Annotated in this window: 15 protein-coding genes; 7 read left to right on the top strand and 8 right to left on the bottom strand. The window is 33.0% G+C overall.

Annotation, left to right across the window (positions count from 1 at the left end; translation table 11 throughout):
* Window positions 1-3: 3 nt before the first annotated feature.
* Window positions 4-831 carry a hypothetical protein gene (locus ACUUYC_RS08450; protein ID WP_474265242.1) on the top strand — a complete coding sequence of 276 codons (828 nt, stop codon included), beginning with the start codon at window positions 4-6 and terminating at the stop codon, window positions 829-831.
* Window positions 832-836: 5 nt separating this feature from the next.
* A complete protein-coding gene (locus tag ACUUYC_RS08445) occupies window positions 837-1,349 on the top strand; it encodes a DinB family protein (protein WP_474265241.1) in 513 nt (170 codons plus the stop codon).
* A gap of 73 nt (window positions 1,350-1,422) precedes the next feature.
* Here ACUUYC_RS08445 and ACUUYC_RS08440 read toward each other — a convergent pair whose 3' ends face one another.
* The 3 genes from ACUUYC_RS08440 to ACUUYC_RS08430 form a co-directional block, all read right to left on the bottom strand.
* A complete protein-coding gene (locus tag ACUUYC_RS08440) occupies window positions 1,423-1,587 on the bottom strand; it encodes a hypothetical protein (RefSeq protein WP_474265240.1) in 165 nt (54 codons plus the stop codon).
* 122 nt (window positions 1,588-1,709) lie between these two features.
* Window positions 1,710-2,870, bottom strand: a complete 1,161-nt coding sequence (locus ACUUYC_RS08435) for a hypothetical protein (protein ID WP_474265239.1) — start codon at window positions 2,868-2,870, stop codon at window positions 1,710-1,712.
* 13 nt (window positions 2,871-2,883) lie between these two features.
* Window positions 2,884-3,228 (bottom strand): hypothetical protein, encoded by a 345-nt coding sequence (locus ACUUYC_RS08430; RefSeq protein WP_474265238.1) that lies wholly within the window; start codon window positions 3,226-3,228, stop codon window positions 2,884-2,886.
* A gap of 154 nt (window positions 3,229-3,382) precedes the next feature.
* Here ACUUYC_RS08430 and ACUUYC_RS08425 point away from each other — a divergent pair, with 154 nt between their 5' ends.
* The 5 genes from ACUUYC_RS08425 (at window position 3,383) to ACUUYC_RS08405 (ending at window position 7,386) form a co-directional block, all read left to right on the top strand.
* Window positions 3,383-4,462 (top strand): CNNM domain-containing protein, encoded by a 1,080-nt coding sequence (locus ACUUYC_RS08425; protein WP_474265237.1) that lies wholly within the window; start codon window positions 3,383-3,385, stop codon window positions 4,460-4,462.
* Window positions 4,463-4,675: 213 nt separating this feature from the next.
* On the top strand, window positions 4,676-5,161 hold the full coding sequence (locus ACUUYC_RS08420) for a methylated-DNA--[protein]-cysteine S-methyltransferase (RefSeq protein ID WP_474265236.1): 486 nt from the start codon (window positions 4,676-4,678) through the stop codon (window positions 5,159-5,161).
* Between the two features lie 91 nt (window positions 5,162-5,252).
* Entirely contained in the window at window positions 5,253-6,083 is an 831-nt protein-coding gene (locus ACUUYC_RS08415; RefSeq protein WP_474265235.1) for a cyclase family protein, read from the top strand.
* 22 nt (window positions 6,084-6,105) lie between these two features.
* Window positions 6,106-6,624: a DUF4442 domain-containing protein gene (locus tag ACUUYC_RS08410; protein WP_474265234.1), complete on the top strand. Its 519-nt coding sequence runs from the start codon at window positions 6,106-6,108 to the stop codon at window positions 6,622-6,624.
* A 48-nt stretch (window positions 6,625-6,672) separates the two neighbouring features.
* Window positions 6,673-7,386, top strand: a complete 714-nt coding sequence (locus ACUUYC_RS08405; RefSeq protein ID WP_474265233.1) for a 3'-5' exonuclease — start codon at window positions 6,673-6,675, stop codon at window positions 7,384-7,386.
* 221 nt (window positions 7,387-7,607) lie between these two features.
* Here the strand turns inward: ACUUYC_RS08405 and ACUUYC_RS08400 are convergent, their stop codons facing one another.
* The 5 genes from ACUUYC_RS08400 to ACUUYC_RS08380 all read right to left on the bottom strand — a co-directional run bounded on the left by ACUUYC_RS08400 (window position 7,608) and on the right by ACUUYC_RS08380 (window position 15,664).
* Window positions 7,608-9,032, bottom strand: coding sequence for a DUF3526 domain-containing protein (locus tag ACUUYC_RS08400; RefSeq protein WP_474265232.1), 1,425 nt, complete (start codon window positions 9,030-9,032; stop codon window positions 7,608-7,610).
* A gap of 1 nt (window position 9,033) precedes the next feature.
* The gene (locus ACUUYC_RS08395; RefSeq protein WP_474265230.1) at window positions 9,034-10,440 is read right to left on the bottom strand and encodes an ABC transporter permease; all 1,407 of its coding nucleotides are present in this window, start codon (window positions 10,438-10,440) and stop codon (window positions 9,034-9,036) included.
* Between the two features lie 2 nt (window positions 10,441-10,442).
* Window positions 10,443-11,153 (bottom strand): ABC transporter ATP-binding protein, encoded by a 711-nt coding sequence (locus ACUUYC_RS08390; RefSeq protein WP_474265229.1) that lies wholly within the window; start codon window positions 11,151-11,153, stop codon window positions 10,443-10,445.
* A gap of 203 nt (window positions 11,154-11,356) precedes the next feature.
* Entirely contained in the window at window positions 11,357-11,632 is a 276-nt protein-coding gene (locus ACUUYC_RS08385; protein ID WP_474265228.1) for a hypothetical protein, read from the bottom strand.
* Between the two features lie 195 nt (window positions 11,633-11,827).
* Complete coding sequence (locus tag ACUUYC_RS08380; protein WP_474265227.1) at window positions 11,828-15,664, bottom strand: S8 family serine peptidase; 3,837 nt, start codon at window positions 15,662-15,664, stop codon at window positions 11,828-11,830.
* Window positions 15,665-15,917 lie beyond the last annotated feature (253 nt).

The raw sequence follows: 15,917 nt of genomic DNA, 5'->3' as shown, positions 1-15,917 counted from the left end.
TTTATGAAAAAACATATACTTCTTTTAATCATTTTTGCGAGTACATTCGCGAAAGCACAAGAAGTCCGCGTTGCTAACATTATTTATGCCGATATTTATGCCGATAGTGACCGAGATGACCTCGTAAAACATGTTGCCAAAGTTAAAAAAGTGATGGTTACACGCACAGAGATAGCCTCTGGAGATGTAAATAAAAAACAGTTTTGGTATGATAAAGGTCTATATCATAAAGGAATTGATTCTAGTAAACAATACGTGATTACATATATAAATTCTTATGATGACTCAGGCAAGATAAAGAGTATAAAAACTATATTTAAGGATTATCCTGTTACGAAAGATTCTTATAATTCTGTTGAAGAAACTAAGTACTTTTATTTTAATAATAGAATTGAAGAACATGAATATGACAAAGGCATATTTGAAAGAATTTGTGAATATCACTTAAAAGATGGTATTATTCAAGAATACATCATATATGGCCCGAACAAATTATTTGGACAAAAAAACAAAATTTACTTAATAAACACCTATTTTCATGTATGGAATTACATTGAAGGAATTAAAACTTCAAAAGACAGTTTTTATGAACAAGAAGGAATCACGTATGTTTATGATAAAAATAATAGAATAACCTCCATATCAGATGATAAAGGTAAAAATCTATTTAACTACAAAGATAATTTATTAATTTCCTCAAAATATATAACAGACGAATATACCGAAGAAGATTTCTATGAGTATGATACATATGGAAATTGGATCAAAAAAACGGAAACAGAAAACGGTAAAACGATATATATCACTACACGAATCATTAGTTATAAATAATTATTATGAAAACATATACACTACTACTTTTTATCTTTATAAGTACAATCGCGAAAGCACAACAAGACACACCAATTGCTGCTTTTTTAGAAAAGTGGGAAAACTCTAAGAACTACTTGGTTGAAATGGCGGAAGCAATGCCCGAAGATAAATATGATTTTAAACCTACAGAACGTCAAAAAACGTTTCGTGAGCAATTGTTACATATTAAAGGAAATATGGATTGGTTGAGTACAACGTATTTTGCCAAGGACAAAAAAGAAGAAGGAAAAAAACAAACATATACTACAAAAGCAGCAGTGATTAAAGCAATTACTGAAGCTTTTGATAATACAGCAGCTATTATAAAAAAAGCAACTCCGGCAGAATTGAAAGAAGTTGTAGAATTTTTTGCTGGTCCAAAAACCAAGTTACAAATCCTGAACTTATTACAAGATCACGTAACACATCACAGAGGGCAAGTCATTGTATATTTAAACCTAAATGACGTAAAACCTCCGAGATATAGAGGTTGGTAATTAAAAGATTACTTTAAATATAAAAGCTGTTTTGAAAACGTATATTTTCAAAACAGCTTTTGCTTTTAAAATCCTATGGCCACCAATTTAAAATACAAGAAACTTGTGGTCTTGAAATACAACGTACTGGTTCTGGACTAGGTTCTGCTGGTCTCGTTGGTGGTCTTCCTCCGCTTGCTTCAGCAATTGTTGACTTCTTAAAGTTCAACTTGTCTAAACTTACTTTCTTTTTTTTCATTTTAAAAAGTTTTTGATTTAATAATGAAACAAACTTAGGTTCCAAAATTCTTCAAAACAACTGTATATGCTGACCTTTTATAAAGGACTAGGTGGTGTTTTATAAAACATCACTACTGATTATTATTTTAGTTTCACTTCATCACTTCCGAAATTTAATCCCCAATTGATGCCGAAAAATGTAATTCCTTTTTCGTTTGGCATAAAATCTTTTCCAAATCCACCTGTAAGTGTTATATCCTTGTTAAGAAGAAATTTCAGATTTCCTAAAGATTTGTAACTGCTTTCGGAGCCACTTCTATTTATATATTCATATCCAACAGCAAATCGCCAAATCTCTAATTCAATTTTTGCACCAACATCACGATAGAATAATGTATTCCTTTTTGCATTAGCAAATGAAAAACCATCTTCTACATATCTTCCAATTGCAAAAATATTTAAGTAATTATTATTCTTTTCTTTTCCAATATTATCAAATATTAAAAATGAACTTCTCAATGTAAGCCAAGCACTAGTCCGTTGTAAAGTAGCAGCATTTATTTCCGTATTTTTAAACAATAATGCATGCCCAATAGCACCGTCAAGCTGGAACATTGGTTGTATTGTTTTTGATAAGTTTTCTTCTAGTAACGCTAACTCCTCTTTTAATGAATCTTTATTTTTTTCTTTAAATTCTTCGTAGTATTTTTTTATTGCATCGTCTCCTTTCAAAACAACTTCTCTTGGATATACTATATTAGATAATATATTAGCTTTAGCAATTGCCTTATTGTAAAGATTCATTTTACGATCATTATTATAATATCTAAAAAGTGTTGTTCTGACTCCTACAGCATACGTTTTATGTTTGCCTTCTACGTTAGAGAACTCTTTATTAAAAAAGGCTCCAGATATTGTTAGGTTCCTTCCCAAACCTGAAAAATGATTTTGTTTTAAATCTTCTCCTGAGCCTGCTTCAACAGTATTTTTACCCGAAACATGTTCGATTCCTCTGTATTTATAAAATGTTTCTCCTTCATTATTGAAAAAAAAGTATGGCGTTACTTCAACCGAAATATTTTCTCCCAAGTTTTGCAACGAGTGAATCATGAATGCTTTTAAATTTTCAGGAGTATATACTGAAGTTGGTGTTTCATCAAGTATTAAAAATGCTGGACTTGTTACATTACTCAACTGAAGATTGGAAAGATTGGTCTTCTCTTTCTCTTTATCAACATCTATTTCTTGAGCTACAAGCATTGAACTCAAAGAAAATACGATTATGTATATTATTTTTTTCATGTCTTGTAATAATTTATTTAAGTTTAAGAATTAGATATACTGTATAAAGGTTATCGTCTATTTTGACCAATTTACCTGTATACTGCTTTGAGTTTTCTGAATCTCTTACTGTGTAAATGACTTTTGTAGCATTAATAATAGATTCAGTATTATCATCATGTGTAGAAAAATTTGAAAATGAAGTCAAGAATTTATCTTTCAAATCATTACTATTCCCTAGTTTGGTTGTAAACTTATAAGCAATGCTCTTCTTAATAATCTTATCATTGATACTTACATTAGAACCTACAATAGCAGCAGAACTTATAGAAACCGTAAGTTTTACCTCTGAATTTGGAGTCATTTCGAATTGTTCCATAATTATGTGTTTTTTGTTTAACTAAATTGTTTTTGGCTAGTCATGTAAAATTCTATGCATTTCATCGTTATTTCAATACCCATTGCTAGGGATTTTTATTTCTACACTTACAATCACCATTTTTTAAGTATTTTAGCTTTTTTAAACACAGACAATGACACTATTAATAATTTACGGAGTTATCTCCATTTTCTTTTCGTTTTTATGTTCCATTTTAGAAGCTGTTCTATTGAGCGTTACACCAACGTTTATAAACATCCAGAAAAAAGAAGGAAAAGCGTATGCAGATAATTTGAAAGCTTTAAAACAAGATGTAGATAAACCGTTAATCGCCATTTTAACATTAAACACTATAGCACATACCGTTGGTGCAATTATGGTAGGTACAGAAGCTAAAAAACTCTATGGTGATGAAGATAGTTATGGCGTTTTTATTATTTCTGTTATCATGACGATTTTAATTTTAGTCGCTTCAGAAATTATTCCAAAAACAATTGGTGCTCAATATTGGAAACAATTGGCAAAATTTACCACAAAAACACTCGATATTATGGTACTCATCTTAAAGTACTCGGGTATTTTGTGGATTTTACAGTTGTTTACAAAAATTATAGGAAGTAAAGGACATGGCGAAAGTGTACTGAGTCGTGAAGATTTTAGTGCGATGGCAGAAATTGCAACCGACAAAGGTGTATTTCAAGAATCTGAAAGTAAAGTGATTCGCAATCTTCTAAGTTTTAAAGATATTTTGGTAAAAGATGTGATGACACCTCGATCTGTGTTAAAGATTGCTAGTTCTGAAAAAACGATTCAAGAATTTTTTGATGAAAATCCTGATTTAAAGTTTTCACGAATTCCAATTCATGGAGAAAAAACAGATGATATTTCTGGCTATGTTTTAAAAAATAAATTAATGGAAGCCATCATTCACGGTAAAGGTGAGCAACCACTAGAATCTATTAAACGTGAATTATTGGTTACGGAACGCAATTTGCCAATTCCTGAGTTGTTTGAAAAATTAATTGAACATCGTGAACATATTGCTTTAGTTGTTGATGAATATGGTTCGGTAAGTGGTTTGGTAAGTCAAGAAGATGTTATTGAAACGCTTCTAGGGTTAGAAATTATGGACGAAAGTGATAATGTAGCAGACTTACAACTATTAGCGCGTAAGAGCTGGGAAAAGCGTGCTAAAAAGCTTGGATTGATTGAAAAAAATAACCCAGAAGAATAAATCTACTGGGTATTTTGTCATTGGTCTTTTTAATTACCAACTACTAACAACTATCTTAATGCTAATATGTGTGTTAAACTTAATTTTTTAGTAAATAGGAATTAAATAAGTAATTAAGTTCACAGTAACATTTGGGCATGACAAATCTATAAAAAAAATGCAGTTCATCTATATTTTCTGTCGTTTTATCGATGAATTGTACGTTTAGTTACGATGAATACACATATAGCACATATAAAAACACCACTTGGAATTACAAGGCTCGTTTCTGATGAAAACGGTATTACAGAAATTTCTGTTATAGATGATGCTTCTGATGAAATTCTGTCAGAATTTATACCAGAATCACTTCAAAGCTGTGCAAAGCAATTACATGAATATTTTGCAGGAACCCGAACCGAATTTCAATTACCATTTGCTCCAAAAGGAACAGCTTTTCAACAAAAAGTATGGAATGCTTTAAACGAAATTCCATTCGGGAAAACCTACTCTTATTTAGAGCTTTCTAAAAAATTAGGTGATGTAAAAGCTATCAGAGCAGTTGCCGCAGCAAACGGGAAAAATCCATTATGGATTGTAACACCTTGTCATAGAGTTATTGGAAGTGATGGTTCATTAACAGGATATGCAGGCGGATTGTGGCGAAAAAAATGGTTATTAGATCATGAAAACCCTGTAAAACAGCAATCGTTATTTTAAAATATATCTGAAAGTAGCAGAATAAATGTTATATTTTATTGATATAATTATTACATTTAATAAAAGCCCAGAATTTTAAAAACATATCATTATGAAAAAACCTACTACTCTTGTGCTTTTACTACTTTTATTCATATGCGCATGCAAACAAGAAAGTAAAAACCCTCAGGATGCTACTACATCCGAACAAAAACAAACTACACAGAAACAAATCATTGATTTATCACATTCGTATTCTGACGAAACTGTATATTGGGTTACGGCTAAAGAATTCAATTTAGATACTGTGTTTAACGGACAAACAGATAAAGGATATTTCTATGCCGCCAATAACTTTAGCACAGCAGAACATGGTGGAACACATATTGATGCGCCTATTCATTTTGCTGAAAGAGGACAGTCTGTGGATGAAATTCCGCTTGAAAAACTCATAGGACCAGCTATAAAAATTGACGTTTCTTCAAATGCACTTCAAGATCCAGATTATTTAATTACTGTTGAAGATCTAAAAGCTTGGGAAAAACTGGAAAATACTAAAATCCCTGATGGAAGTATTGTCTTATTACAAACAGGATTTGCAAAATATTATCCTAACAAAGTAAAATATATGGGAACGGACGAACGTGGTGAAATCGCGGTGCAAAAACTTCATTTCCCTGGATTATCTGCGGAAGCGGCAACATGGTTGGTGGAAGAACGAAATATTAATGCTATCGGGATTGATACGCCAAGTATTGATTACGGGCAATCTACCTATTTTAAAAGTCATGTGATTTTGTTAGGTAAAGATATTCCTGCTTTTGAAAATTTGACCAACTTGGATAAATTACCTAGCCGTGGATTTGAAATTATTGCATTACCAATGAAAATTAAAGGCGGAAGTGGAGCGCCTTTGCGAATTGTAGCAATCATTGAAAAATAGTTAAAAGTAAAATTTATAAACCATGTACAAAATCGCTGCCAACTTCTTGAAAAAATTCATGTCTAATTCGGCAATATTCAAATACGGGTTCAATTTGTCTCCAATGTATCGCAGAACAACGGCTCGTGTTGTACATATTAGTAACGACTTAAAAGAAGTAAAAATAAAAATTCCTTTAAGCTACAAAAACAAAAATTATGTAGGCGCTATTTTTGGTGGAAGTATGTATTCGGCAACTGATCCGATTTATATGATTCAACTCATGCAAATTTTAGGTGAAGATTATGTGGTTTGGGACAAATCGGCAACGATACACTACAAACGTCCTGCAAAAGAACATATATTTTGTGATTTTAAGTTTACTGATGTGGAAATTGAAGCCATTAAAAAACGTGTACAAAATGAACAGGAAATCACTATTGAGAAGACAACTCATTTAAAAAACACGAAAGACATCGTTTTTGCAAAAGTCATAAAAATCTTATATATTGCTGAGAAGCAATTCTATAAAGAAAAGCTTAAAAAAAGAGCTTCGTCTTAACTTTATATACAACTATTTTACCCTTTTTAACGTACTAAAGTAAAGACTATGTTACATAAAATAAATCTAGAACACATCTTGTTTTTAGATATTGAAACCGTTCCAGAACATCCATCTTTTGATCATTTAGATGCTGATGAAAAAGCACTTTGGGAACAAAAAACTACGTATCAACGTAAAGATGATTTTACAGCCGAGGAATTCTACGATAGAGCTGGAATTTGGGCAGAGTTTGGTAAAATTATCTGTATTTCTGTTGGTTATTTTGCTAATAAAGGTGATCTCCGAAATTTTAGAACAACTTCATTTCATGGAGAAGAAACACATTTATTACAAGAGTTTCGAACACTTTTAGAAACACATTTCAACAGACCTCATCATGTATTATGTGCACATAACGGGAAAGAATTTGATTTTCCATATATCGCTAGAAGAATGATTATTAATGGAATGAATTTACCTTTTAAGCTGAATCTTTTTGGAAAGAAACCATGGGAAATTCCACATTTAGATACATTAGAATTGTGGAAATTTGGCGATTACAAGCATTATACTTCTTTAAAGTTGATGACAAAAATTTTGGGCATTCCTTCACCAAAAGATGATATTGATGGAAGCCAAGTTCGAGATGTTTTTTATGAAGAAAATGATATCGATCGTATCATTGTGTATTGTGAAAAAGATGTGATCGCTGTCGCGCAGATTTTACTCAGACTTCGTAATGAAGAATTATTGATGGATGATGAAGTGTTGCATGTATAATTTCAGGTGTTATGTATAGGGTTTACTAACATTAGTAAATTGAATACTAGGCCTTTTTCAAAATATATTTATAAATACATATGAAAAAAAGCCTAGTTATATTCCTTTTATTAAAACTGCTTTAAGAACGTAATTTTACTAATTGTTATGTTAAGTATTCGCTTCCTGTCCTCTTAAAAAGTTTACAAGAAATAGCAATAATAATATAGAAATCCACCTCATCATTCTACAATATTTATCTGATGCTTCATAGGTTTCAAAATAAATACTAGCACAACAATTACTAAACTCATGGCAAGCAACCCTAAAATCTTATAATAATTTGTTCCGCTTGTATACGCATACTCAAAAGTGGGAAGGTTTTTATAATCATTTTTCTTGAATTGTTGATTGTTGAACATATATGGAAGGAAAAAATTTCGCCATTCTTCTGCAAACTCTAAACTCTGATATCGAAACTGTTGGTAATCTATCTCAGAGGTTCCTGCAAGATTGTTTAAAGAGTTCTGAATTGTTAACGCAGGCGACAACCAACTGAATCTGTATACCCATTTGTGTTGATTGTTGAGCTGTGTTTCAAATTTTTCAACTACGGGTTTTAATTCGTCTTTTACCAAATTTTGTGTTGCAATGTATCTGTGATAAAAGTTTCGTGTTTGTGTACTATCATTAATTGCATATTCAGGATGGTCTCGCAAATAACTATCTAAAATTTCATCTTGTTTTTTTGCAGCTTCAGCCTTAAGCGTTCGCATTTGATTCAACATTAATGTACGAGAAGGTATTGGATATAGCGTATTGCTCAACTGATTTAAAATAGACGGTGATAACAATACAAATACTACCCAAAAACCGATAAGTGCAATGGCGTTTTTGGCTGAACTATGAATCAAAATATTGGTAGCAAACGCTAGTACAAACCAAAATAAAGCATATACTATAATATAACTGAGTAATACTACTAATGAAGTCCAATTTGCTGCAAAATCGAATGAAAAAATTGCAAAGACAATAACAAGTGTGATCGTAATACATAAGATTAGCCAGAAAAAGCGCAATCCTAGTTTTTGCAATACCCAAGTTCTGATGCGTATAGGCTGGGAAGCCAAAAGTTTTAATGTCCCACTTTCGCGTTCAGAGGCTAGTACATTAAAAGAAAAAGCAATGATTAATAGTGGTAATAAATAAATGATCACAAATGCCAAATCAAAACTACCAAAAAGCAACTGTACAGGGCTAGTCATTTCGGTATAACTCATAGAAAGGTCATCACCTGTAACGGTTGGTTGTACATAGTGTGTAAATAAATCTGATTGACCAGTTGCTATAAAAGCCGTTGATTTTGCTGGCATGTTTACAACTCTTGGCAAGGAATTACCAATGACTACAGGTCTTGAAGGCAATCGCCATCTTGATATGCTTACTTTTTGTCCGTTTTGTATAGAGTCTAAGACACTTAACGTTTCTGCTTCTTGAACTTTGAGTTCAGTAACGGCAGCTGCTATATTCGCTTGACGTACTGATACTTTTTGAATACCGTTGTATACAGCAAATCCAAAAAGTAAAAATAAAAGAATGGTGAGCAATTGAATCCATCGATTACGAATTAGAAACAGCCATTCATATTTAAAATTATATCTTAACATTTTAGAGAGATTTAGTAGTGAAAAACAACAAGGTAAAAGAGCCAACTAACCAAACCAACATGATTGTAATACTAGTTGTATTGGTTTGAATCGTTTCTGATAAAGAAGGTGGCTCATAGTTAAATTTTGGTAATTTTTTCCAAAATTCTGCATCAGCTTTAAAGCCCCATTCTCCATATTTTGATTCTTTTGCAAAATGGTCATTAAGGAACTTTTGACTTTCAATTCGATAGTTTTCGGCTGCATCTGAAAAATCCCAATGCGTATTATAATCTGTTCTTGCAATTGCCATACTTAAAAATCGTGTAGGGAGATATGGAGAAATTGCTGCTAATTTTTGATAGATTCCGTTTTGATTTGAATACTGTGCCTTTAGATAATTGTAATGCTTAAAATAAATCTCAGCTTCATGTTCTTCTCCTTTTTGCATTCGATATCCATCATAATTAAATGGCAACTGACTCAAACTATCTACGCCATATTCCTGTAAGGTTTTTTCTTCTAATTCTTTTGCTGCTTTACTCCAAGGATTATGACCATCAAGACCTTCTTTTTTGTCTTGTGCAACATTGGCACTAAACTCCTGTCTTGTAGGATATGGATATTTGTATTCAGCAAGATTACTGGCTGCTTTTGGTAAAACTAAACACACTAAAATCCATATACTTAATGATAATACGAGTGCAATTCCAGATTTTTTTACAGATGCAGAAATGATCAATACTAAATTTATAAAAATTGCATAGTAAATCATATATGTAGCAAAAAGCGTACATAAAGATGACCAGCTAAAAACTCCAAAATCAGGTAAATTAGATAATAACAAACCTGCTAATAGAAATAGTATAAATGAAATAATAAATACAGGTGAAAAAATTGCAAGCCATTTTCCAAAAACTATTTTCCAGCCAACTGCTCCCTGACTTTTTAAAAGCCTCAATGTACCTCTTTCTCTTTCTTTTGTAACACTATTATAAGCAACTAAAATAAGTAGTAGAGGAATGATAAATAACAAGATGAAATCTGGTGTTAAGTCTCCAAAACGAGCCAAGCCAGTTTGATCAGAAGCAGCAATAAACTGTGCTTCATTTCGCTTATGCGCTTCTAAAAAAATAGAAGTTCCAGTATATTTATCAACTCCTTGATCTATTAATGACAACGGATATTTTGGCTTAAAAGCATAGGTGCCATAATGCGCTGCAGAATGTGGATTTTTTTCTCCTTGACTGTCCCAAATACCTCTTTCAGTTGTATTCGCCTCAAGGTATTGTTCGTTTACATTTTTATAATGTTTTGTGCTAATTAATATAGCTACTGCGGTTAAAAATAATACGATAATAAAAGCTATTCTAACACGTCCATCTCGCCATAATTCTTTGGCTTCTTTTTTAAATGTATGTATAATCATAACTAAAGGGAATTATATGACATTGTTTCAAGATAACTATCTTCCAACTCTTTAAGTGAAAGTTCGTCAACGGCCCATTGTTCTTTCAATTGTCCGTCTTTCATAATTCCAATAGTAGTTGCTACTTCTTTAGCCCTAAACAAATCGTGTGTTGCCATTAAAGTAGCCACTTCTTTTTGTCTTAGTTTTTGTAGCAATTGTCCAAATTCATTACTTGCTTTTGGGTCTAAGCCTGAAGTTGGTTCATCTAAAAGCAACACTTTTGCATCTTTAGCTAAAGCAATAGCAATTCCTACTTTTTGTCGCATTCCTTTTGAGTATTTAGAAACTGATTTATGAAATGCTGATGTTTGTAATCCGGCTTCTATTAGAAATTCCTCTAACTCTTCTTTATTGAATTTTTTATTGGCTATTCCAGAGAAATAATCAAGATTTTCTACCGCAGTTAAACTTGGGTATAACATTAAATTTTCGGGAATATATGCTAGATGATTTTTTGTTAATTTTGGCTGTTCAACAACATTAATATCGTTTATGTAAGCACTTCCTAAGCTAGGTTTTATAAACCCTAAAAGCAGATTGATCGTAGTTGTTTTTCCTGCTCCATTAGCTCCTAATAGGCAATATATTTCGCCTTTTTTCACATTTAAGGTAAGTGAGTCTAAAGCAGTTAAATCTCCATACGTTTTGGTAAGGTTATTTATTTGTATCATAAATTTTAGTATTGAATAATTACACGTATTGCACAACTTTACGGAGCAATTCAGTGTTTTTAATTAATGTTAAGTAGTGTTTTGGATAGAAATTTCCGAAATGATATAAAGTAGCAAATACATATAGTTGCCCTCACAATGAAAATTGCTACAACACTATACATTTACCTAACAAATTGGTTATAAGAATACTATCCTGTAATTTATGCAAGCGATGGTGGCGGCTTGTTGAAGAATTGATCAGAGTGATAAACTCTAATTATAGGGTTTTTATATAATAATATAATTGGCTTATGTGCAGACTCAACAAGAAATGTAGTCTTTTCATAAGCGTTCGTATTGTGATCAAAAGAATATGTCTTATTTGAATCGATAACTAAAATACAGTGCTCACAATCAGCAATATCATCATCTGAAAAAGCATGAGAAACTGAATGTGCAACACCTATCTTTATCAGAACAAAGACGATGAGCAACAAGAAACTCTGTATTTTAAGTATGTTTGATTTTTGAATCACAACTCAAAACTAAGTAAAATATCTATACAAAAGTGTTAACGATTCGTAGTACTTCAAAAAACACTACTTATTATTGAATAATAAAAAAGCCCAAACACATTACATGTTTGGGCTTTTAAGTACTCTATTTACTAGTTATTCTATGATAGGTGGTTATTATTGTTTAATGAATTTCTTCGTTACAGTTTGTGATCCAGCATTAATTTGAATCATATATACACCTGCTTGTAATTTTGAAACATTCACATTTCCAGAAATAACATTTCCTTTAGCTACTTGTTGCCCAACCATATTCATGATTGTATAACTCGCATTATCTTGCGTAGTCGTTACATGTAACGTTCCTCCTTTTACTGGGTTAGGATATATTTTCACATCTAATGTAGATGCAAACGTATCATCACTTGTTGTTACATAGTTATTTGTAGATGTTGTTCCAGAAGCTGTTAAACAGAAGTTTGTAGTATCAGTTGAAGTAAAAGATCCTCCTGAAGCTAATGTTGCTCCAGTATCGTTATTTGTAAGTGTAAACGATCCATTTCCGAAAGAACAACATATTCCATCACCATAACTATCTGTCATAGTAAAGTCATAACATCCATCATCTAAACATCCAACATCAATATTTAATGTTGATCCGTCTGCTTGAGAAGCATATGTTCCTCCAGAAGCAACTACTTGTCCACCACTATTTGTAATTTCCCAGCTTGTTTCTTCAGGGTAATTATCAAAAGTAATTGATAATGAAACATTAGAACATGATGGACCACTTCCGTCACTTGCAGTAACATTTAGATCATCTATAGCAATATCACTAGACCATCCGTTTCCTGTAGTTCCAACAATTCTTAATCGTACTGTTTGTCCTGCATACGCATTTAAGTCAACTGATACATCATTCCATTGGTTTCCTTTATTTCCTGAATCTGTCCATAAGCTTGTCCATGTACTTCCATCTGTTGATCCTTGAACCGTCAATGAACCTACATTATTACCATACATGTGGTTTTGGAAAGTAAATGTAGCAGAAGTCATTCCTGAAAGATCAAAACAGTCACTTTCTAAAATAGCCGTAGCATTTCCACCAATTTGTCCAGGACTACTATTTGTAGAAGCTTCTAAGAATAAGTAGCTTGATCCTTCAGCCGCTGAACTTGGTCCAGTTCCAGAAGATGGTGTACTTCCACTTGTTCTTACCCAGTTTCCGTCATCACCTGTAGCTTGTGCCCAACCATCATTTGACTCAAATCCTTCACTATAAGGAAAAGAGCTCACTGTTGTAGAACAGTTTCCTGTACTAGCTGCTTCAACATTTACAGTTCTAGAAACTTGCGTTGCTGCATTTCCTGCTGCATCACTTACATTATAGTTTAAGGTATATGTTCCTTCAACTCCTGTATTTACAGAACCTGTTACTACAATACTTGATGTTAAGTTTCCATCAATATTATCTGTAGCAGTTGCTCCTGGATCTGTGAAAGAATCTCCAACTGTTAGCGTAATTGTAGCTGCACCAGTTAATGTAATTACAGGCGCTGTTGTATCTGCTGACGCATCTACTGCCGTTACTGATAAACCATCAACAGCAATATCACTAGACCATCCGCCTCCAGTAACTCCAACAATTCTTAATTTTACTTTTTGTCCTAAATACGAACTTAAGTTTACAGAAACATCATTCCATTGATTTCCTTTATTTCCTGAATCTGTCCATAAGCTTGTCCATGAAACTCCATCCGTTGATCCTTGTACTGTTAATGATCCTACGTTAGTTCCATACATGTGATTTTTAAAACTAAACGAAGCAGAAGATTTTCCAGCTAAGTCAAAACAATCACTTTCTAAGATAGCCGTAGCATTATTCCCAATTTGTCCAGGGCTGCTATTTGTAGAAGCTTCTAAGAATAAATAGTTAGATCCTTCTCCTGCAGAACTTGGTCCTGTTCCAGAAGATGGTGTACTTCCACTTGTTCTTACCCAGTCACCATCGTCTCCAGTAATTTGTGCCCAACCGTCATTTGCTTCAAATCCTTCACTGTAAGGGAATGAAGTAACTGTTCCTGAACAAAATGCTGGTACATCAGCTGTTGTAAAGTTAACTGAAGCACTGTATGATGAGTTTCCACTAGAACATTTACTACGAACTTGTACTTCATATGCTGTAGAAGCTGCTAATCCGCTTAATGTTGCAGAGTTTGTAGCAACTGCATTTGTTGTCCAAGAAGAAGTTCCTGTTGCTCTGTAACGTACGTCATATGTTGCTGCTGTTACTGCGCTCCAATTTACATCTGCTCCAGAAGTTGTGATTCCTGAAGTAGCAACTCCTGTTGGAGTTGTTGCATTACAAACTACAGGTGTTCCTGTTAATCCTGTAACTACTAAAGAGAAGTTTTGACTTCCTCCTGTTAAAGATCCTTTGTGAGTTACTGTAATTGTGTATGTTCCTGAAGCTCCAGCAACATCAACTCTTTCATATGGATCTACTGTATTGTCTCCTAATCCATTCGTCGTAACTCCTGTTAATCTCCACGGGCTGTATGTTGTTCCAGATTTAGATACTCTTATATCTAAATCATTTACTAAAACTGGTGTTGAAGAGTTTACCGTAGTATTTGCTGTTCCAGCACGGTCTGTCCAAGAAATTGAAGCTAGTAATGGACTTGTTCCATCAGAATCAACAGTAATTGTATACGTTTGACCAGAAGTCAATGTTAATTCTTCAATTTTAGCTTCGCTTCCATTATTTGTAATAGCTTCTGCAGCTGCTTTTGTATTCATTAATCCCCATCCAAAAACAGGATCTGGTCCATTTGACCCTGCATCATCGGCTGTATGTAATGCCAATCCTTTTAAGGTTGCAGCTTTCATAAATGAACCATTTGTATTATTAGCATGTTGTTGTAATAATAATAATGATCCAGCTACATTAGGCGAAGCCATTGATGTTCCTGTAATAGAGTTGTATGCAGTATTACTACTTTCATACGTAGAGTATACTTGTGTTCCATTTCCAGTAATATCTGGTTTGATACGATAATCATCCGTAGGACCTTCACTACTACCACTGTTGATAGATACTGAAACTAAGTTTCCACTTCCATCAATATTAGCATCTTGTGCATTTGCTACAACCAAATTGTTTTTTGATGTAGAGTGTCCTGTTAACTTATCATAAGAACTATTTCCTCCTAGAGGACTTCCATTATATCCGTTTTGATTTCCATCATTTCCAGCTGCAACTACCATTAAAAAGCTAGGTGCATTAAACATGATTTCATCCCAATCGCGAGATTCAGTTATATATCCTCCAAAATAATGATCAGGAACTAAATCACCTCTAAAACCATATGAATGGTTAGAGATTAACATTCCATTGGATGCTGCTGAAGTAGCTTCTGCTAAATCACTGTTCCAGTCATATCCTACAGCACTTGCATGCGGCGCCATTCCTTTTGCATTAGCATCTACTCCAGAAGCCATAATGGTTCCTGTAACGTGAGCAGAGTGATAGTGTAATGCTGTTGTTCCATCACCAATAGAAAATCTATTCGTTCCTCCTGCTCCATCATATTCTTGATGTGAAGTTCTTGCTAAACCACCATCCCAAACGTGTGCTGTCATGCTTTGACCCATAAGGTTTAATCCTAAAGAACCTCCATTGTTTAAATGATTTGCTCTTGTAGATCTTGCAGCAGCTACATTAAATGTTGTGTAATATACAGGTGTCCCATCAGGCGTTACTTTTTGTAATTCTACTAATGTTCCATCTGCTAAAGTTTTTCTAACATCCCAACCGTTTTGTTGTGCTAGTCGAATTGCTTTTTGCTTTTCTTGCACTTGTGCAGCTGTAAATTTGTTTTGTAATGTTCCGAGTTTTTGCACATCATATTGACTTACAATTTGCTGCTTTTGAGCAGCTGTTTGTGCAAATGAAGTTTGAGAAAAGAACATCCCAAGGGCTAATAGCCCCATAGAGAGATACTTGGTTTTCATTGTTTAATTGGTTATTTGGTTAATTTTTAAAACACTTAGTAAAAATAAAGGAAGAGTAATGATGAATAGAGATACGAATATGGTTGTTAGTTATCGTATTTAAGAAGCATCAAAAGGTGTATACTCAGTAGTTCTTCATTTTTTCTAATTCTTAGCAAAAGTGTTAAATTTTGACTAATATTCTATGTAATTATCATTTTTTTCGATGAATTACATATTTTTTTAAGAATTCTTGAGAATTTACAATCATGAA

It is taken from the genome of Kordia sp. E (assembly GCF_056033805.1).
This window is presented reverse-complemented; position numbering and strand designations above follow the sequence as displayed.